Source organism: Burkholderia paludis (genome assembly GCF_000732615.1).
Taxonomy (GTDB): Bacteria; Pseudomonadota; Gammaproteobacteria; order Burkholderiales; family Burkholderiaceae; genus Burkholderia; species Burkholderia paludis.
The window spans coordinates 30830-50413 of record NZ_JPGL01000074.1 but is presented as its reverse complement, the minus strand read 5'-3'; the positions used below and the strand labels follow the sequence as shown (position 1 = coordinate 50413).

14 protein-coding genes are annotated in these 19584 nt (G+C 67.6%); 2 read left to right on the top strand and 12 right to left on the bottom strand.

From position 1 onward, the window contains the following. The 7 genes from GQ56_RS0133570 to GQ56_RS0133540 form a co-directional block, all read right to left on the bottom strand. The coding region (locus GQ56_RS0133570; protein ID WP_031402826.1) for a DUF6531 domain-containing protein at positions 1-3387 on the bottom strand (3387 nt) is incomplete at its 3' end. Then, positions 3384-3842, bottom strand: a complete 459-nt coding sequence (locus tag GQ56_RS0133565; protein ID WP_034198716.1) for a DcrB-related protein — start codon at positions 3840-3842, stop codon at positions 3384-3386. The genes GQ56_RS0133570 and GQ56_RS0133565, both read right to left, overlap by 4 nt. Before the next feature lie 16 nt (positions 3843-3858). Further along, positions 3859-5997, bottom strand: a complete 2139-nt coding sequence (locus tag GQ56_RS0133560; RefSeq protein ID WP_031402824.1) for a type VI secretion system Vgr family protein — start codon at positions 5995-5997, stop codon at positions 3859-3861. A gap of 133 nt (positions 5998-6130) precedes the next feature. Further along, the gene (gene tssF, locus GQ56_RS0133555) at positions 6131-7939 is read right to left on the bottom strand and encodes a type VI secretion system baseplate subunit TssF (protein ID WP_235212807.1); all 1809 of its coding nucleotides are present in this window, start codon (positions 7937-7939) and stop codon (positions 6131-6133) included. A 381-nt stretch (positions 7940-8320) separates the two neighbouring features. Then, positions 8321-8833 carry an OmpA family protein gene (locus tag GQ56_RS0133550; protein WP_031402822.1) on the bottom strand — a complete coding sequence of 171 codons (513 nt, stop codon included), beginning with the start codon at positions 8831-8833 and terminating at the stop codon, positions 8321-8323. 85 nt (positions 8834-8918) lie between these two features. Then, entirely contained in the window at positions 8919-10187 is a 1269-nt protein-coding gene (locus GQ56_RS0133545; RefSeq protein WP_031402821.1) for a diguanylate cyclase domain-containing protein, read from the bottom strand. Beyond that, on the bottom strand, positions 10184-10897 hold the full coding sequence (locus GQ56_RS0133540) for a YfiR family protein (protein ID WP_031402820.1): 714 nt from the start codon (positions 10895-10897) through the stop codon (positions 10184-10186). Before GQ56_RS0133540 ends, GQ56_RS0133545 begins: the two co-directional genes overlap by 4 nt. A 437-nt stretch (positions 10898-11334) precedes the next feature. Between GQ56_RS0133540 and GQ56_RS0133535 the strand changes: the two genes are divergently transcribed. Both GQ56_RS0133535 and GQ56_RS0133530 read left to right on the top strand, forming a co-directional pair. After that, positions 11335-12738, top strand: coding sequence for a hypothetical protein (locus GQ56_RS0133535; protein ID WP_031402819.1), 1404 nt, complete (start codon positions 11335-11337; stop codon positions 12736-12738). A gap of 149 nt (positions 12739-12887) precedes the next feature. Continuing rightward, positions 12888-14129 (top strand): NAD(P)/FAD-dependent oxidoreductase, encoded by a 1242-nt coding sequence (locus GQ56_RS0133530; RefSeq protein WP_031402818.1) that lies wholly within the window; start codon positions 12888-12890, stop codon positions 14127-14129. Positions 14130-14152: 23 nt separating this feature from the next. Here the strand turns inward: GQ56_RS0133530 and GQ56_RS0133525 are convergent, their stop codons facing one another. The 5 genes from GQ56_RS0133525 to GQ56_RS0133500 all read right to left on the bottom strand — a co-directional run bounded on the left by GQ56_RS0133525 (position 14153) and on the right by GQ56_RS0133500 (position 19568). Next, on the bottom strand, positions 14153-14920 hold the full coding sequence (locus GQ56_RS0133525) for a FadR/GntR family transcriptional regulator (RefSeq protein ID WP_031402817.1): 768 nt from the start codon (positions 14918-14920) through the stop codon (positions 14153-14155). Between the two features lie 68 nt (positions 14921-14988). Next, on the bottom strand, positions 14989-15879 hold the full coding sequence (locus tag GQ56_RS0133515; protein WP_031402816.1) for an L-fucono-1,5-lactonase: 891 nt from the start codon (positions 15877-15879) through the stop codon (positions 14989-14991). Positions 15880-15942: 63 nt separating this feature from the next. After that, on the bottom strand, positions 15943-16884 hold the full coding sequence (locus tag GQ56_RS0133510; RefSeq protein ID WP_031402815.1) for an ABC transporter substrate-binding protein: 942 nt from the start codon (positions 16882-16884) through the stop codon (positions 15943-15945). Positions 16885-16972: 88 nt separating this feature from the next. Beyond that, the gene (locus GQ56_RS0133505) at positions 16973-18010 is read right to left on the bottom strand and encodes an ABC transporter permease (RefSeq protein WP_031402814.1); all 1038 of its coding nucleotides are present in this window, start codon (positions 18008-18010) and stop codon (positions 16973-16975) included. 19 nt (positions 18011-18029) lie between these two features. Beyond that, positions 18030-19568: a sugar ABC transporter ATP-binding protein gene (locus GQ56_RS0133500; protein WP_031402813.1), complete on the bottom strand. Its 1539-nt coding sequence runs from the start codon at positions 19566-19568 to the stop codon at positions 18030-18032. Between the last annotated feature and the right edge of the window lie 16 nt (positions 19569-19584).

Below are 19584 nucleotides of genomic sequence, written 5' to 3'. Positions count from 1 at the left end.
ACTGCCATTGAGCTTACGAATCCGCCGACCAAACGCGTCGTATTCGAAATGCGTCGTCCCGATACCCAGACGATCCTTCGTCACGACGGTCTTCAACTGGTTCCAATCGTCGTACTCCAGAACCAGTTCCTTGGCCGGCCCATGACCACTCACCTTGCGAACCAACCGCCCATACGCGTCATACTCGAAGCGCTTATCCTCGAACATCTTGAGCCGGTTGTGCTCGACGTAGCCACCCGGGTGATCACTCGACACCAGGTTAGCCGCCGCATCCCAGCGAAACACTTCCGACGGCAATCCCGGCCCCGCCGCCTGTTCAATACGACCAGTCGGGTCATACCGATAGTTCGTCGTGCCATAACGCTGATCGCGCTTCTGGATCACATCGCCTGCTGCATCGTATTGCCACTGCTTAGCAAGCAGATCATCAGCCGCATGGCCACGCTGCGCAGCGTGCCGCGCACGACGACCTACCGCGTCATATCCGAAATGACTGGTCAGTTTGCCCTGCGTTCGCAGCACCTCGCGATGCAGATCGTCGCGCTCGATGTCCGCGACCGCTGCGCCGTCAACGCGGATCTGGTGCACGTGTCCCGACCCGTAATGCAGCCAATCGATCGTGCGCTCGCCGGAGATCGTGGTGCTGACGCGATTGCCGAGTTCATCGTAGGTATGCGCGAGCCAGCCGGTCGGCGTGTATTCCTCGACGACCTCACCGCGTGCGTCGTATTTCAAGCTGACCCGATTCTTCAGCGACGGGCCACGAGCAGCCAGTGTGTACAACTCGGCTGATACGATTCGGCTCGCCTTGTCGTACAGATATTCACAACGCTCGTGCGCAGTTTGCTTCGCCGTCAGTCGACCGATCGCATCGCGCTCGTATCGCGTCTCGATCTGCCCGTCCCGGACGCTCGTGCCTTGGCCGCACACGTCATATTCGTACGTACGCTTATGGCCATCGAGGCCGATCTGCGCAGCAACCAGATCGCGGCGGTCATACTGGAATCGATACGTCTCACGATTCTCGTTGGTCAGGCTCGCGAGCCGGAACGCATCGTCGTACCCGAACCGCACGACGCGATCAGCCGCATCCGTGCGAGCTATCAGCAATCCACGCGGATTGAGTTCATAACGCGTGCTGCGCTGATTCGCATCGACAACTTCGACGAGCCGTCCAGCCGCATCGTATCGAAACATCTGCCGCGCACCGTCAGCGGTTCCGATCCCCGTGACGCGCCCCATTGCATCCGTTTCATACACAGTGGACTGGCCCATCGCGTCGGTCACGCGCGCGAGCGCACCCCGCGCATCGTATGCAAACCGCGTGACCTTGCCTGAACAATCCGTGTAAGAGGTCAGTTGCGCACGGCCATTCCATTCGAGGAACTTGTACCCCCCGCGCGCATCGCGGATCGTATGCACGAGCCCACGCTCATCCCGGTGATACTCGGTCGCGAAGCCTGCCGGATCGCGCGTCATCGTCAGGTTGCCGCGATCGTCGTAGCGATAGATCCAGCGCGAGTTGGCCGGATCAGTTTCCGCGACAGGCAGATCGTAGTGCCCGTTCCACTCGGTTCGCTCGACCTGGCCCAGCGCATCGATGCGCTGCGTCTGCCGCCCGCGCTCGTCATACTCGAAGCGGGTCGTGTTCCCTGCCGGGTCGGTCGTACTGACCAACTGCCGCATCGCATTCCATTCGAGTTGCCACACGTGGCCTTCAGCGTCCGTATGACTCGTCGGCTGCTGATCCTCGTTCCACGTCCACTGCGTCACGCGACCGATCTGATCGGTGATCGTCACCGTGCGTCCAGCGAGGTCCGCATTGAACGTGTACGCTTCGCCGTCATTGGTCCAGTGGCGCACGACACGCGCGTTGCGACCAACGCCCTCCCACGCATAGAAACACTGCAAACCACCGCGCAACGTGTGCTGAACCATCAGTCCACGCTCGTACGCAAAGCGTCGCGCGGTATGGCCACTGCGGTCGGTAACAGCCACCAACTCGCCGGCATCGTTGTACGCGTAACGCACCAGCGTATCGGGTTGCTCACCGTCCACACCGCGGGTCAACTCGATCGCGGCAATGCGTCGAGCGTGCGATTTATCGTAGACGAGCGTCAGCATGCGACCCGCGCTGTCATGCAGCCGCGCAGGCCGCATAACCTCACCGGCGGCTTCCTGCTCGACCTCGATCCAGTTGCCGTTGCGATCCTCGAGACGCCACAGCTTGAGCGCCTCGCTGTCCGCATCGCTACGAGCACGGCCAAAGTCGCGATACACACCATCGACCGTTTCGACCACATAGTGGCCACCCGCAGTGCAGATCAGATAAATGCCTTCGGGAACGCTGAAATGGCTCTCGCCGGGCGGCACTGCCGGGAACACGATGTCGCGCCCCTGCTCGTCCCAATACGTGATCGACGTAACCGCGCCATGCTCACGCGCCACCCGCAGCTCGACGCTGATCGGCACGCTCCATCCCGTCCCGAACAGGCTGTCGGCGCGATCGTCGAGGCTGCTATAGAAACGCTGCCACACGATCGGCAACGGCCCCGGCAGTACGAAGTCGGTATCGTCCGTTCCATCGAGAACCTTGCTGCCGGTAATGACGTTGACCGGATGCCCCGCCGACGGCTTCTTCGAACTCCCGAGCCAGGTACCAAACGCGCTCGCCAAAAAATTGATCGCGAGACACGGCACCTTGCTCTTCAGGAACTGCCCCCAGCCCATCTTCCCGCGCCCGCACACCGCGAGCGCGATACCGAGCGCCGCTCCGAGCCACCCGAGCCGGGTAGCCGACTTCACGTCCCGCACCCGCTGCGTACCGCCGCCGATGAAGACGTTGTCCGACCCTTCGGCAATCGTCCCGTCGCACGTCGTCTTGTCCCCGACCCGCGCGGCCGGCTGATCGTTGATATAAACGCTCCCCGACCCGTCGGCGATCATCTGCGGCCCGGGATGATCGGTACACGCAACGGTATCGAGATCGCCCGGCTTCGCCGCCCGCGCCGCCGCCTCGTTGTTGACGTAGACGTTCCCCGATCCGCTCGCGATCCTGCCTTTGATCACGGGCGGCACCATCGAATTGGCCAGTGCCTTCGCGCCGTCGTCGATGGCATCGTTCATGCCGCTCGCTTCCATCAGCGCGCCCGAGCCGACGGCCACCCCCACGCCGATCGCGATCACGAGCGGCGTCGCCAGCCCGGCCGTGCCGATCTCGAGCACGGCGAGGCCGGCGAACACGAGCCCCTCCATGGCCTCCGCCACCAACGTGCCGACGATGGCGCTGCCGACTACCGCCCCGACCGTGCCGACCAGCTCACCCAGGAGCGACGTGTGCTGGATCGGATCTTTGCAGCGAGCGGCCGCGAAGTTCTCCGCGCTCACGACGCATCACCCGGCCCGAGCAGGGTCGGTCGCGCCACGCGCGGCTGGAAACTGGCGAGCATCCGCTCGGCGATCGCCTGCTGCTCGTCGGTCAGCGGCGCCGCGCTGGTCAACGTCATCACCAGCACGCGGCCGGCGTCGTCCGACGGGAACATGGTCTGGACCTGATGCCAGAGCCGGCCGTCCCGCTCGTGCGTGGAATCGATCTGGACGCCCGCGCGCCCTGCGACGGTCACGGGCCGGCGCGCCTTCTCCGTAAGCATCTTTGCATCGCGCGACGCCACGTCCCATTCGCGCGCGACGAACGCGTCGAGATTCTCGCCGTCGCGCAGCCGCCCACGGGCAATCACGAGGTTGAGGCCGCCGGGGCCGGCGTTCATCACAAGAATGTTGACGGTGCGGTCGAGCGCCGCGTCCGGCAGTTCGAAGGTGCCTTCGTGGATTGCGTAGTGCATGGTTCGTCTTGTTCGCTTATTTGTTGAGATCGATGCGCTGGCCGTTGATCATCACGCCGTCGTCGGTCATCAGGATCACGGAGCCCTTGTGCTCGAGGCGAATGCCTTCCGGCGCGAGCGAGATCGAGCTGTCCTGTACCTTCAGCAGGATGCCGCGCTCGGCGACGTGAACCTGCGTGCCGCCGCCGCCGTCCTTGGCCGGCGTCAGCACCTCGACGGTGGTCGCGGTCGTGCTGCGCTTCTCGGCGATCGTCTCGGTCAGGTTGCCCTGCGGAATCTGCTTCTCTTCGCTGCCGGTGGCCACCAGCACGGTACGCAGCGGCCCGAGCACCTTGTGCGTCTCGTTGTTCTCGACGACGGTGTTCATGTCCTTCTGCGCGTGCATGAAGAATTCCTGCATGCCGTTCGTGTCGGTCATGCGGATCTCGTTCGACCCCTGCCCCTTGTGCGTCTGGCTCTTGATCCCCATCGTCTGGCCGGCCGTACCGTGGTACGGGTTGCCTTGCTCGCCGTTGTACACGCGGCCGACGATCACCGGGTTGTCCGGGTCGCCCTGGTTGAACGCGACGAGCACTTCCTGCTTGATCCGCGGAATCGCGGCCGCACCCCAGCCGTCGCCCGCCCACGGTTGCGACACGCGCACCCACATCGAATCGGAGCCGTCCTTCTTGCCGCGCCGGTCCCACGGGAAATGCACCTTCACCGCGCTGCCGTTGGTATAGATTTCCTCGCCCTTCGGCCCGACGACCATCGCCGACTGCGTGCCGTGAATCACCGGTTTCGGCGTGCCGCGCGGCGCGCGATACGGAACCTTCTTCGGCAGAAGCGCGAAGCTGTTGCGATAAGGCAGCTTCGCGCTGTGCTGCGTGTAATCGTTTACCGCCTCGTGACGCACTTGCAGGATCACGTATTCCTGGTTGTTCTCGAGCACCGGATGATTCGCCACGGTGACGGCGCCCGCCGTGGTCATGCGCCACGCGTAACCGCCGCCGGTATAACGGTGGGCCTGCGCCTCCTCGGCCTCCATCGCGAAGCGGGCGTAGCGGTTGCCGTCGTCGCCATGGTCGTACAGCGACTGGTGCTCGAAGCGCTCGGTCGCGTCGAGCCGCGCGTGCTTGAGGTTCTGCGGCCCCGCCTCCACCAGCATCAGCGGCGACGACGGGTTCTGGTGGTTGAAGTCGCGGAACGTGACCTTGCCGACGCCAAAGCGCCGGCCTTCGTGCAACTGGTCGATGCCGCTGTCCTCACTCGCCTCGGTCGCGGCGAACGGCACCGTCGCCAACCCGTCGATCGGACGGAACAGCAGATTCGTATCGCCGATCACCAGGATGTGCTTGTCCTTCTCGTAGCGGTGCGTCCAGACGAGCCCCTCCTGCTCCATCAGCCGCGCGCAGAAGTTGTAGTAGCTCTCCTGGTACATCACGACGTACTCGAGCGGCTTCTCGCTCGTCCGGATGTCGAACACGAAATCGGAAAAGCCGTGTTCCTGGAAAATCTCGGTGAGGATGTCCTGCGCGGTCTTGTTCTGGAAGATCCGGCAGTCGGTCGAGCGGGTCAGGAACCAGAACCACGGCACGGCCGTCAGGTGGTACTGCGTGACGTTGCCGGGGTTGCCGGCCCGGTCGAACGAAGCGACATAGCCGTCGAAGTAGCGGTCGTTGTCGCCGGTGCCGGAGGCAACGACGCGTTCGAGCGTCGACAGGCGCGCCTGCTGGTCGAGCCGGATCTTGACCTGCTGGCCGATCAGGTCCTCGGGGCGCAGGTCGTGGCGATGCGACAGCAGGTCGAGGTGGATTTCCGGCAAGCGGTTCACGTACTCGTCGACGACGGCCGCGCTGACCAGCAGCACATCCGGGCCGAGCGGCGTATCGAGCGTCACGTAGCGGTTGAGCTGGGTCAGGCGCGCGGGGGTGGCGGCGCCGTTGATCGCCTCGGCGACCGCGCCGGGCGTCTTGTCCATCAGCGAGAAGCCGGTCTGCGCAAGCTGCATCGCGCGCTGGACGGTGTCGACGTGCCCGACCAGGCCGGCGAGCGGACCGATGCTACCGGCCACACTCGACGCAACCGTACCAGCCAGGCCGCCGAGCGCGCTCAGCGAGCCCAGCCCGCCACCGCCGAAACCAGTGGGAATACCGCCGTTCGGAGCGAAACTCATTCTTGTTCCTTGCGTGTGATCTCAGGTTCCGTGGGCCGTCTGGCTGGCCCGAAGCCCCGATAATGTAGGACAAATTCCGACAACGCGGAAGCCACCGGCAAACGTTTCCGTTCGCGCCCCCAAAATCGAAAAACTAGACCGGCGGCTGGACGCCGGGGCACGGTTCGCCGCGTCGCAGCAGCGCACCCGTATGCGCTGAAACCAGCACGACCTGCACGAAGCTTGTCGCCGGAACACAGGGTGCGAAAAACCGGTCCATCACGTGCGCGAATACGCCAAGGCTGAATCCGGCGAAACGCTGCTCATCGACCACCAGCCGCACTTCGAGCCCCGGCACGAACGCCGACGCCGGCTTGCCGGGCAGCCAACGCCGGACGCGGGCGATCGACAGCGAGACGAGCGCGTCGAAGCGCCGCCCGGCGTCGACCGAGCAAGCAGCCCAGCGCGCGGCGAGCCGCCTGATCTGGGTCAGGCCGCCGCTGTCGAGCCGGATCGCCTGCGGCACGAGCAGCGACAGCACATCCCACAGCTCGCCGTAGCGGAAAGCCGGCGGCCGGCTCAGGGTCGGCCGGTTCACCAGCGCGATCGCCCCGGCCGAACCGCCCGAGGGCAGGACCAGCTCGCGCCCCTGCATCCCGGACAGATCGCCCTGGGTACAGGAAAGCCGGATCGCCAGCTTGCGCCGCCCGGGATCGGCAGGCCGGCCGTCGCGGTCGATCAGTGCCAGTTCGATGTCGCGGCGCCGCCCTGCCGTGTCGTCCGGAGACGGCGTCATGGCCGCCTTTGTGTCGCCCGGATCGACAGGCTTCTTCACGGCCCGCCCGGCTTCGTCGCGCAACACGGTCCAGAATGGCCCTCGATCAGCTCCCGTCCCGTGCCGCAATGACTCGAACGGCGGCAGGATCGACGCACCGGCATCGGACATCTCGCGAACCGAGTCGACCGACCAGATGTTCGTCTGCGGCCCGCCCTTCCGTGCCAGCGCCTTCACCGTGTAACAAGAACCACCGGGACAAGTCTCGATCGGCTCGGCATCGCTCGGGAATAGATTGATCGCGGGCGTACAGAACAAGCGCACATGTTCGGCCGTCGCGGCGGCCAGGCGCTGCGCCCGACGAGAATCCGGATGCACGGCCGCGATCGCCACGCGCAGCGCGACGCGACGGCTGCCGCCCGCGATCCGCTTGAGCGCTCGCATATCCAGTTCGACGAAATCGAAGCGCTCCGGGACGGCGCAGTACTCCATCAGCAGGTGAAACGGCCCGAGCGCATCGTCGCGCGGCATATCGAGCAGCGCATCGGCCGGCTCGACGCCGACCGCCTTGAATGGCGTGCCGGGAAGTCGCTTCCAGCACCCGGCTTCGTCGGCCTCGGCGAAACCGCGCACGGCAAAAAGCAGGGCGGCGTCCATGAGCGCCGCGACGATTTCGCGCGCGCCGGTGAAATGCAGGCGTAACCTGTCCGGCACGATCGCGAACGTCGCGTCCGGCGAGGTCAGCTCGAACGCGATCGTCAACAGGCCGGTCGCGTCGGACGGCAGCGCCGCATCGCGCGGCGCGATCGCCGACGTCGTGTAACCCACATCCGAAACGGCAAGCGGCACGATCGTGACCCCGTCCGTGATGCGGAATACTTCACGACCAGCCGGTGCGATCAGGTGCTCGCCACGGGAAACGACGCGTGGCCCGGTCTGATTGCCGGTCAGGTCGACATGAAATTGCGCGATCGCACAGGAAGGAAACGGGCGCAGGAATGCGCCGTGCAGCGTCTCGAGCAGGCTGTGCGTAAAAGCGGGCACATCGTCGTCGAGGCGGATATCGTGCAACGACGCCATCAATGCGAACGCCTGCAGCAGGCGTTCGACGTGCGGATCGTCGGAATGCTCGCCGGCGATCGCCAGTCGCGCGGCGATTCGGGGAAAACGCGCCGCGAATGCCTGCATCGAACGACGCAGCAGCGCCATCTCGCGTTCGAAATACGGGAGCAGATCCTGGGGTTCGATGGCCATACACGTTCCGGACGCCGCTTCGCTCGCCCGATGGCGAGCGCGCGCTCAAATAGACAGACGGAACGATTCTATTCGGATAACTGAAAAAATCTTTTTGCATCCGGCGTACCGTACCCGTTCGTCATCGACCGCTTCGGTCGACACTACGTCCCGCGCGCCATGAATGCAGGAGGCCGCTGCTTGCGAACCGACCTCCGGATATCGATATCGCAACGATGGCGAACCGTTACAACGAACTGCATCGCGACGTTCCGGGGTCCGTGTTGCCCGCCGGCAGCCGAACGCCCGCAATCGGCGCGCCGCCCCGCGCGATACTCACCGCGGCGACACCACGATCGCCGCCCGCCGGTTCTGCGCCCGGCCCACCGGCGTCCGGTTGTCGCCCACCGGGTCGAGCTTCCCTTTCCCGACGACCGAGATCCGTTTCGCATCCAGTCCGATATCGACCAGCTCGATCGCCACCACCTCCGCCCGCCGCCGCGACAGCTCGACGTCGTAGTCGGCCGCGCCCTCTTCGTCCGAATAGCCGTAGACCCGCACCCCGTTGATCCCGGCCGAGTGGAGCGTCCGTCCGATCCGCTCGACGATCCGGCGCACATCGGGCTTGAGGTTGTAGCGGTCGAAATCGAACAGGATCGGCCCCGTCGAGCCGAACTCGAAACCCTGTTCGGTTTCCTGGAAACCGGCGGACTTGAGCACCGTGACCTGCGTCTGCGTCAGTCCGCGATGAAGCGGCGGCGTCTTGCAGCCGCCCAGCAGCATGCACAGCAGCAGCAGCGTGCTCAAGACGCACGCACGCCCGATGCCCACAGGAAACGAGTGGTTCATGTCGCATCCCCTTCGAGTGCGCCCGCGCCGGGCGCGCTTGTTGTCATCGACGGCTGCGGCCTCGCCCGCAGCGCGAAGCAATCGGTCAAACCGGTCCCGCGACGCCTTCGGCCAGCTGCCAGGAGCCTGGCCGGGCGCGCTTGGCCCGGTACATCGCTGCATCCGCCGCGCGCAGCAAACCGCTCGCGTCCGACGCGTGGTCGGGATACAGCGCAACGCCGGCACTCATCATGGTGGCCACCATGCGGCCGTCGGACAGCTCGATCGACGGCGCCATGCCTGACAATATCTCGTCGGCGACCCGGCACACGCTGCCCGCTTCGCGCACCGCCGCCAGCATCACCGCAAATTCGTCGCCGCCGAGGCGGGCGACCAGATCGGTCTCGCGCACCTGCTTGCGCAGCCGCGACGCGACGCCGACCAGCACCGCGTCGCCGGCCTCGTGACCGAGACAATCGTTGATCTCCTTGAAGCGGTCGCAGTCGAGATACAGGATCGCGACCCGCTGCCCCGTCGCACTCGCATCGCCGAGCGCGCGCGTCAGGCGCGACTCGAACTGCACGCGATTGGGCAGCCCCGTGAGCGCATCGTGCGTCGCCTGGTGTTCGAGCGACGCGTTTTCGTCGCGCAGCGTGTTCTGCCAGTCTTCGAATTCGTCGAGCAACGCGTTGAAGTCGTCGCCGAGCTCGTTCAGTTCGGCGATCGCCGCCGGCTCGACGCGCCGCGCGAATGCCCGCTCGCGCCGCACCGCGTGCGCGACGCCGGCGAGCGCGCGCAGCGGCGCGACGATGTTGCGCAACAGGCGCTTCGAGCTCACATAGGCGCCGAACACGCTGACGGCCAGACAGCCGAGAATACCGCCGACGCCGCCCAGCAGGAAGCCGAAGAACTGGTGCCCGCGGCCGCGCACGACGACCTGCCCGACAACGATGCCGTCGTGCACGACCGGCACCGCCACGGGCCCGGGCAGCGCGAGGTCGGCAACGACGCGCTCGAGCCGCGCGACCCCGTTTCCGGCGGGCAGTTGCCACGTCGCGAACGACTGGCCCTTGCTGTCGGTCACCTCGACCTGCGCGACGTCCTCCTCGCTCGCGATCAGCCCGATCGCCTCGTTCGCCGCGACACGATCGCCGAACACGAGCGCCGCCTCGACCGTATAGCCGAGCGAGCGGGCGAGCAGGTTCAGGTTGTTGCCGGCATACGCGCGTAACGCGATCACGGCGACGACGATCAACGACACGGCAGCCATCGCGATGGCGACGAATGCGAGACGCAGGTGCGCGCGGCGCAACACGCTTTGCAGCGTGGGGCGCGACATGCGCGACGGGGACACGTGGAGCAAGGGCCGCATCATGGTGCCCCCGGCCGTCGCGCGAGATTGAGCACGTTCGGATGCACGCGCACGCCGCTGCGCGCCACCGCATCGAGATTGATGTCGAACGACACCCGGTCGCCGTCGATATTGAGGCAGAACATGCCACCCGCGGTGCACGACGGATCGTGTTCCGCGATCGTCAGGACCGGATGGCCGGCCAGCGCGGTTCGCACGCGCGTTCTCTCGTCGTTGTTCAAGGTGCCGAGATACACGACGTCGCATGCGATGCCGAGCGAGGGATCGTCGAAACGGACACGCTGCACGTCGACCAGCGTCGAGCCGGCCTGCAGCGTATCGGTCAGGCCGCGCGCGTAGTCGGGCCGGCCCGTGACGCACAGGTGCAGGCGAACGGGCGTGGTCGGCCAGCGCGTGAAGCTGACGATGCCGAGCACGACCTGACGCACGGCGGCATCGTGTGACGAAACGGCATGATCGGGAGCCGCCGCGGGATCGGCAGCGCTTGCGGCGGCGACGATGTGCATGGTGTCGGCCGGATCGTCCGCCTCGGCGGGTACCCCCGCGAGCACGGCCGGCGCCGCACCCAGAACGCAAACGATTGCCAGCAGAGCGTGGCGCAGCGAAGCGGTACGGCCGGGCCGGCCCGTCTTGCGCGCGGCGATCGCCGCCGCGCCCGTTGGCGTCGTTACCGTCGCAAAACCGGCAGCCGCCGCGCATACTTTCGCATCCATGATGGCAACATCCGCTGGCGTCGCTCCGGCGCTGCCTCCCGCCCCCCTCCGTGCGCGAGCAGGCACCGTATCACGCGCACGATTGCTTCATCTTAGGTAAAAATCCGCGTGATCCACCAGTGGGAAACACCCGCTGGGAAGCGGGAGACAGTCTGCCGAATCCGGCAGGCTCGCAACGCCGCGCGTGAATCCGGCAATCGTCTTCGATTCAGCGCCGGCGCCGCGACATTGATCGGCGGATTGGCCGCGACGGGAGATCGTCCGGCACGCCGTTCGCAACCGCATCGCGACAACTCGACGCACACGACCGGGCATTCGCCTGAATGCAGACGGTCGCGCCGGATGAAGCGATCGCTGCCCGGCAGGACGCTCGCGTAGAATGGCCGGCACCCGCGATTCTTCCGACGAAACCGCACACTCTTCCGCATCGCCTTCCGATGAACCTCATCCCCAAGATTTTCGGGGCGCGGCCGCTGTCCGCCGCGCCCGCGCATACGGTCTACCTGCAGCAAGGCCAGCCGATGCCGCTCGCCGCCGCGTTGCAGTCGGTCGCCGCGAGCCGCGACGTCGCGCTGCTCGCGCAGTTCATCGATCACTACTCGGGCTATGTACGCGAAGCGGCGATCGCCCGCGCGGTCGAGCTTGGCGACAGCGCACTGCTCGAACCGATTGCCGCACGCATCAACGACTGGGTGCCCGAAGTCCGGCGCGCCGCGACGAACGCACTCTCCACCCTGCTCGCGACCGTGCCGCCCGAATGCTTCGTCGCGCTGCTTCCCGCGTTGCGCCGGCTCACGTCGGCCACGCGCGACGATCACGGCCCCTGGCTGCATACATTCGAACAGCGGCTGGTGCAGGCGGGCGGCGTCGCCACGATCGTCGACGCGATGCATGCGCCGGACTTCCGGCTCCGGCGCGCCGCCTGCGTCGTCGCATTCGCCCATCGGCTCCTGCCGGCGGCCGAACTGGTCACGTACGGCCTGACCTCGGGCGACATCGTGGTCGCCCGACGCGCGGTGGCCATGCTCGACGACGTGCCGGCAGGCGATCGCATGCGCTGCATCGATCTCGCGGCCGGCTGCCCGTTCGGCCCGGTCCGTCGCGCCGCGCTCGGTCACATGATCGACGCCGGCATCGACGACGGCACCGAGCCGTTTCTGTGGCGAGCGACGCTCGATTCGCAAGGCAGCGTGCGCGCCACCGCCGCCCGGTTGCTCGCCGAACTCGGCCGACAGGTGGCGGACCGCTGCATTGCGCTGCTCGATACGGGCACATTGCCCGGCACCCGGGTTCGCGCGGCGCTGTCGCTGCTCGCCGAACTGCGTGCGCCCGCCGCGACGGCAACGATCGAGCGCTTCTCGACGGATGCCCGCAGCCCGGTTCGCGCGCACGCACTCATGCTGCTTGCCCGGCTGTCGCCGGCCACCCGGGACGAGGTTGCCGCACGCGCGCTGCTGGACCCGGCCCGCAGGATTCGCAAGACCGCCGTGCGCCTGTGCGAGCAAGGCGCATTCGTCCCGCTCGCGCAGATCGAACAGGTGCTCGATCGGTACGGCGATCGCCATGCCGCACGTTCGATCTGCGCGCGGGATCAGTGGGACAGTCTCGTGTGCATCGTGCTGATTGCCGCGCGCAACGAGCCGTCGGACGATCCGGACGACGCACTGACGCGCGACCTGCAGGCGTGGCTGCGCAATCCCGTCGCGATGTGGACACGCCCCGGCGCGGCGCAGCGCGCGATCCTCGGCACGCCGGATGCGGCACGCCTGCTGGCGACGGTTGCACGCGATCATCGCGAGGCGCTGCGCAGCCGGCTCCTGGAACACGGAATCGAGATCTGACGCCCGAGCGGCCGGCGGCCCGCGACCGATGGCCGCCAACACGGCCCGCGCCGTCGCGAGTATGCTTGCAGTTCGAACAACGTCCCATTCGGGCGAAGCAACCGCTGCAATGTCGCGCTTGCCCGGCTAACCGTCACTCACCACCATCGATGGATTTCGACGTCATCGTTCTCGGCGCCGGCATCGTCGGCGTCTCCGTCGCGCTGCACCTGCAGGATCGCGGGCGCAAGGTTGCCCTCGTCGATCGCGGCGCGCCCGGCGAAGGCACGAGCTTCGGCAACGCGGGGCTGATCGAGCGCTCGTCGGTCGAACCCTATCCGTTCCCGCGCAGCCCGTTCACGCTGATGCGCTATGCGCTGAACCGCTCGACCGATCTCTACTGGCACGGCACGTCGCTGCCCGCATTCGCGCCGTGGCTCGCGCGCTTCTGGTGGGAATCGGCGCCGCTGCGTCACGCGGCGGCCTCGCGCGACATGCTGCCGCTGATCGAGCGCTGCATCGTCGAGCACGACGCGCTGATCGCGCGAGCCGGCGCCGGCGAACTCGTCCGCGCGAACGGCTGGCTGGAAGCGTTCCGCACGCCGGCCGCCTTCGAACGCGGCGTGGCCGAAGCCGGCCTCACCGCGCGCCGCCACGGGCTCGGCATCACGCCGCTCGATGCGGCCGCGCTGCTCGCGCACGAACCGAGCCTCGCCCCCGGCTTCTGCGGTGCGCTGCACTGGCTCGACCCGAAGAGCGTCGTCGATCCGTCGGCGCTCGTCAAAGCGTACGCGCAACTGTTCGTGCGGGGCGGCGGCACGCTGCTGACTGGCGACGCCGCAAGCCTCGACGCGCTGTCGCCGGGCTGGCAGGTCGGGACACAGGACGGCCCGGCCGCCGCGCCGGCCGTGGTCGTCGCGCTCGGCCCGTGGTCCGACACGGTGTTCGGCAAGTTCGGCTACAGGATCCCCTTGCGCGAGAAGCGCGGCTATCACATGCACTACGCGCCGTCGGCGCGCGGCGTGCCGTCGGCGCCGATCGTCGATCGCGAATACGGTTACGTGATCGCGCCGATGAAGCGCGGGCTGCGGCTGACGACCGGGGTCGAGATCGCGCGGCGCCGCGTACCGCCCACCGGCGTGCAGCTCGAGCGCGCGGAGCGCATCGCGCGGCCCGTGTTCGGCTTCGGCGAGCGGCTCGACCCGCAGCCGTGGCTCGGCTTCCGGCCGTGCACGCCCGACATGCGGCCGGTGATCGGCCCCGCGCCCGCGCATCGCGGGCTGTGGTTCGCGTTCGGGCATAACCACCACGGGCTCACGCTCGGCCCCGTCACCGGCCGCCTGCTGGCCGAGATGATGACGGGCGACGCGCCCTTCACCGATCCCGCGCCGTATCGCGCCGACCGCTTCTGACCGCCCGATGCGTCAGCGCGCACTCAATCGAGCGCGCGCCCGAAGATGCGGATCACTTCGTCGAGATGGTCGGCCATCGCGCGGCGCGCGGCCTCCGGGTCGCGCGCGCGGATCGCGTCGAGGATCGCGCGGTGCTCCAGTTCCGACCGGTGCGGCATGTCGCTCGGCATGTACAGCGACTGCAGCCGCTGGAACATCAGGTCGTACTTGTGCGCGAGCAACTGCTTGATCATCAGCGCATACGCGGCGTTGTCGCTCGCTTCCGCGATGCGGATGTGAAACAGCCGGTCGCCCGGATGCGTGAGCGAACCGCTGCGGTTGTCGTCCTGGTTGCGCAGGAACGCTTGGTGTATCCCTTCGATCTGCTCGTCCGAGCCGTGCCTCGCCGCGAGCGACGCGGCTTCCGGCTCGATCAGCCTGCGCGCCTGCAGCAGCGCGAACGGCGGGATTTCGGTATCGAGATCGAGTGCGATGCCGAGTTCCGGATCGATCTCGACGCCCGTGAACGGCGCGGCCTTCGCGGCGGCTTCGGGCGCGGGCCGGGGCGCCGCGGCCGGTTCGGGGTGGCGCACCTTCACGCCGTCGCCAACGCGCACGCTGACGAGCCCGCTCACTTCGAGCGCGATCAGCGCCTCGCGCACCGACGTGCGCGACACGCCGAACCGCTCGGCCAGTTCGCGCTCGGGCGGCAGATAGCTGCCCGGCGGGAAATCGCCGGACTCGATCATCGCGCCGAGCTTGTCGGCGATCTGCTGGTAGAGGCGGCGGTTCTGAATCGGCTGGATGGACATACGTTGATGCAGGTGATCGGTTTCGTTGCGGACGGTCTGACGAATCGCACCGACCGTTCGCGCCTATTCTATATGCCGCGCTTCGCGACGGCCGGAACCGCGTAGCAGCGCGCGGCGGTGCCGCCCCACAGCGCGTTGCGCTCGGCCGCCGACAGCCGCGACTCGGCCCAGCGCTCGACGATCGACGCGACTTCGTCGTACGACGCGGCCAGCAGGCAGACGGGCCAGTCCGACCCGAACATCAGCCGCTGCGGGCCGAACGCGTCGAGCGCCGCATCGAGACACTGCTCGATGTGCCGGAGATCCTTCCCGCGCAGGCCGCGCGTCCAGTCCACCTCGGTCACGAGCCCCGACAGCTTGCACACGACATGCGGCAGCGCGCCCAGCTCGCGCAACGCCGCGCGCCAGCGCGCGAGCGCGGTGTCGTCGCGCTCGAAATCGGCGAGCGCGGGCTTGCCCGCATGATCGAGCACGAGCCAGTGCGCGTCGTGCCGCGCGCAGAACGCATGCACGTCCGGCAACTGGCGCTCGAACACGAGCACGTCGTACACGTAGCCGTGCGCCTGCAGCCACGCGATACCGCGACCGAAGCCCGGATCGGCGACGAATGCGCCGACCTCGGCTTCGTCCTGGATCTGGTGACGAAAGCCGCGCAGCTTCGGGCTGCCCCATTCAGCGACGCGCTCCGCGAGCTGCGGCGCGGCGAGATCCTCCCAGCCGACCACCGCCGCGATGCGCGCGTCGTCTCGCGCGAGATCGAGCAGGAATGCCGTCTCGTCGCGCCCGGCGCGGGCCTGCACCGCGATCGACGCGCCGAGCGCCTGCGCGTGCATCAGCGGCCACGATGCGTCGGGCAGGTAGTCGCGCGCGAGCACGCCCATGCCGGCGCCGATCCACGGATAGTCGGCGGCGCGATAGCGCCAGAAATGCTGATGGGAATCGATACGCACTGCACCCATGGCGTCCTCGTGCTCCGTTCGTCGCGCGGCGGCGGCCGCGACACGCGCTGCCGCCCGCGACGTTCAGTCGTATAGCGCGGCGGCCACCTTCGGATCGTCGATGTTGGTCTTGTCGTACCAATAGAAGCCGGTATCGATGACCTTCGGCAGCTTCTCGCCCTTGATCGCCTTCACGGCCGCCTCGACCGTCCTGTAGCCGATCCCGACCGGGTTCTGCGTGATCGCGCCGGCCATCAGCCCGCTGCGGATCGCGTCCTTCTGCTGCTTGCCGGAATCGTACCCGACGATCACGACCCTGCGCTTCATTTCGCGCACGCCGTTGACCACGCCGATCGCCGAGCCTTCGTTGGTGCCGAACAGGCCCTTGAGCTTCGGATACGCCTGCAGGATCGACTTCGTCACCTCGGTCGATTTCAGCTGGTCGCCTTCGCCGTACTGCACGGTCACGACCTGCACCTTCGGGTGCGCCGACTTCATCCGTTCGAGAAAACCGTCGCGACGATCGATGCCCGTGCGGCTCGTCTGGTCGTGCGCGACCACCGCCACCTCGCCCTCGTCGCCGATCAGCGCGGCGAGCTTGTCGGCGGCGAGCGACGCGGCGGCCTTGTTGTTGGTCGCGGCCGTCGTGACCGGGATGTCGCTGTCGACGCCGGAGTCGAACGCGATCACGGGAATCTTCTCGGCTTGCGCCTTCTTCAGGAGCGGCAGCGCGGCCTTGCTGTCGAGCGCCGCGAAGCCGAGCGCGGCCGGCTTCTTCGCGATCGCGGCCGACAGCATGTCGATCTGCTTGTCGACCATCGCCTCGGTCTCGGGCCCTTCGAACGTCACCTTCACCTTGTAGTCTTTCGCGGCCTGCATCGCGCCCGATTTCACGGCCTGCCAGAACTGATGCTGGAAGCCCTTCGAGATCAGCGGGATGTAGGTTTCCTGCGCCTGCGCGCCGGCCGTGACGCCCGCGGCGAACGTCAGCCCGACGATCGCGTTCAACACCTTGCTCCTGATCACTTCGCGTCTCCTTTCTTCGTATCGACTGGAACGACTGGAACGCCGGCCGGAACCGGCGGTGAAGCGCATGCCCGCGCGGGTGCGCGCGTCAGCGGCGCCGCCGGCGCAGGATGTCGACGTAGACGGCGAGAATGATGATCACGCCCGTCACGACCGTCTGCCACTCCTGCGCGACCGACATGATGCGCAGGCCGTTGGTCAGCACGCTCATGATGAACGCGCCAATGATGGTGCCGAGGATGCTGCCCGCGCCGCCCGACAGCGACGTGCCGCCGATCACGACGGCCGCGATCGCGTCGAGCTCGTAGCCCTGTCCGAGCGCGGGCTGCGCGGAATTCAGCCGCGACGCGATCAGCAGGCCGGCGATGCCGCACACCGCGCCGCTGAACGTGTAGACCGCGATCTTCCACGCGTCGACGTTCACGCCCGACAGCCGCAGCGCCTCCTCGTTGCTGCCGAGCGCGAACGTGTAGCGGCCGAAGATCGTGCGGTTCAGCACGATCGACGCGCCGATCGCGACGAGGAACAGGATCAGCACCGCGTTCGGAATCGGCAGCGCGGGGATCAGGTTGCCGATCAGCGAATCCTGCGCGATCGACGTGAAGCCCGGCGTGTCGTTGAAGTAGATCGGCCGCGTGCCCGAGATCACGAGCGACAGCCCCTTGAGCAGCATCATCATGCCGAGCGTGGCGATGAACGGCGGCACCTTCATCTTCGCGATCACGAAACCCGATACGCAGCCCGACAGCGCCCCGAACAGCAGCGCGGCCAGGATGCCCAGCGGCAGCGGCATCCCCCAATTGGTCAGCACGACGCCGGCCATCACCGCGCAGAACGTCATCAGCGTGCCGACCGACAGGTCGATGCCCGACGTGATGATCACGTAGGTGCACGCGACGGCCAGCACGCCGTTTACCGCGGTGGCCTGCAGGATCGACACGAGGTTGTCGACCTCGAGGAAGTTCGGCGACGCGATGCTGAAGAACACGATCAGCAGCACGAGGCTCGCGAACGCGAGCAGCTTCTGCCGCGCGGCCGGGTTGAAGAAGCGGGCTTTCAGGCTCGCGGTCGCGGCCGGCGTGTCGCCGGGCGCAAGGGGCGGGACGGGATGCGTATCGTTGGACATGGTCGGATGGACGTCTGGATCAGGACAATACGGTCGACTCGCGCTGCGTCGCGAGCTGCATGATCTTTTCCTGCGTGGCGTCGGCCGCGCGCAGTTCGCCGGTGACGCGCCCTTCGCACATCACGAGGATGCGGTGGCTCATGCGCAGCACCTCGGGCAGTTCCGACGAGATCATCACGATCGCCTTGCCCGCGGCGGCGAGCGCGTCGAGCAGCTTGTAGATCTCGCTTTTCGCGCCGACGTCGATGCCGCGCGTCGGCTCGTCGAAGAACAGGATGTCGCAGTCGCGCAGCAGCCATTTCGCGATCACGATCTTCTGCTGGTTGCCGCCCGACAGGAGGCGCGCCGGCTGCGTCACCGACGGCGTGCGGATCGCGAGCTGCCGGACGTAGCCCTGCGCGGCGTCGCGCAGCGCGCGCGAGTCGAGAAAGAGGCCGCGGCGCACGAAGCGGCGCATGCTCGACAGCGCGATGTTGTTCTGCACGTCCATGCCGACCGCTAGCCCGAAGTGCTTGCGATCCTCGGACAGGTAGCCGATCCCGTGCCTCACCGCGTCGGCCGGCGTGCGGATCGTCACGAGCCGGCCGTGCACGCGGATCTCGCCCGCGTCGACCGGATCCGCGCCGAACACCGCGCGCGCCACCTCGGTGCGGCCCGCCCCCATCAGCCCCGCGAAGCCGAGGATCTCGCCGCGCCGCAGCGTGAAGCCGACGTCGCGGATCGCGCGGCCGCGCGACAGCCCGCGCACCTCGAGCGCGACGTCGTTCGCGGACGTATCGGGCGGCGTGCGCGCGTCCGTATCCAGCGGGCGGCCGACCATCATCGCGATGATCGCGTCCATCGACGTGTCCGCCATCGGCACGGTCGCCACGTACTTGCCGTCGCGCATCACGGTCACGCGGTCGGCGATCCGGCGCAGCTCGTCCATCTTGTGCGAGATGTAGACGATGCCGACGCCGTGCGCGCGCAGGTCGCCGATGATGCGGAACAGCTCGGCGATCTCCGCGTCGTTGAGCGCGGCGGTCGGCTCGTCCATGATCAGCACGCGCGAGTCGAACGACAGCGCCTTCGCGATCTCGACCATCTGCTGCTTCGCGACCGTCAGCCGGCCGACCGGCGTGCGCGGGTCGAGATCGAGCCGCATCCGCCGAAAGATCGCGGCCGCGTCGCGGTTCAACCGGTCCTCGTCGACGAACACGCCGAAGCGGCCGCGCGGCTCGCGGCCGATGAAGATGTTCTGCGCGACGCTCAGGTGGTTCATCAGGTTCAGTTCCTGATGGATGATGCCGATCCCGAGCGCCTGCGCGGCGCGCGGATCGGCGATCTCCACCGCGCGGCCCGCGATCCGGATCTCGCCGTCGTCGCGCGGGTACACGCCCGCGAGGATCTTCATCAGCGTCGACTTGCCGGCGCCGTTCTCGCCCATCAGCGCGTGCACTTCGCCGGCGCGCAGCTCGAAGCGGCAATCGTCGAGCGCCTGCACGCCCGGAAAGCGCTTGCCGATGCCGCGCATGGCCACCAGCGGCGGCGCGGCGTTCAGGTTCGGATCGGGTTGCATGGGTTCGGGGTTCCGC

Excerpts from the sequence above, each read along its gene's own strand:
- GQ56_RS0133500 (WP_031402813.1), bottom strand. The coding sequence starts at position 19,568 with ATGCAACCCGATCCGAACCTGAACGCCGCGCCGCCGCTGGTGGCCATG.
- GQ56_RS0133525 (WP_031402817.1), bottom strand. The coding sequence starts at position 14,920 with ATGTCCATCCAGCCGATTCAGAACCGCCGCCTCTACCAGCAGATCGCC.
- GQ56_RS0133550 (WP_031402822.1), bottom strand. The coding sequence starts at position 8,833 with ATGAACCACTCGTTTCCTGTGGGCATCGGGCGTGCGTGCGTCTTGAGC.
- GQ56_RS0133540 (WP_031402820.1), bottom strand. The coding sequence starts at position 10,897 with ATGGATGCGAAAGTATGCGCGGCGGCTGCCGGTTTTGCGACGGTAACG.
- GQ56_RS0133565 (WP_034198716.1), bottom strand. The coding sequence starts at position 3,842 with ATGCACTACGCAATCCACGAAGGCACCTTCGAACTGCCGGACGCGGCG.
- GQ56_RS0133545 (WP_031402821.1), bottom strand. The coding sequence starts at position 10,187 with ATGATGCGGCCCTTGCTCCACGTGTCCCCGTCGCGCATGTCGCGCCCC.
- GQ56_RS0133560 (WP_031402824.1), bottom strand. The coding sequence starts at position 5,997 with ATGAGTTTCGCTCCGAACGGCGGTATTCCCACTGGTTTCGGCGGTGGC.
- GQ56_RS0133530 (WP_031402818.1), top strand. The coding sequence starts at position 12,888 with ATGGATTTCGACGTCATCGTTCTCGGCGCCGGCATCGTCGGCGTCTCC.
- GQ56_RS0133535 (WP_031402819.1), top strand. The coding sequence starts at position 11,335 with ATGAACCTCATCCCCAAGATTTTCGGGGCGCGGCCGCTGTCCGCCGCG.
- tssF (WP_235212807.1), bottom strand. The coding sequence starts at position 7,939 with ATGCAGGCATTCGCGGCGCGTTTTCCCCGAATCGCCGCGCGACTGGCG.
- GQ56_RS0133515 (WP_031402816.1), bottom strand. The coding sequence starts at position 15,879 with ATGGGTGCAGTGCGTATCGATTCCCATCAGCATTTCTGGCGCTATCGC.
- GQ56_RS0133505 (WP_031402814.1), bottom strand. The coding sequence starts at position 18,010 with ATGTCCAACGATACGCATCCCGTCCCGCCCCTTGCGCCCGGCGACACG.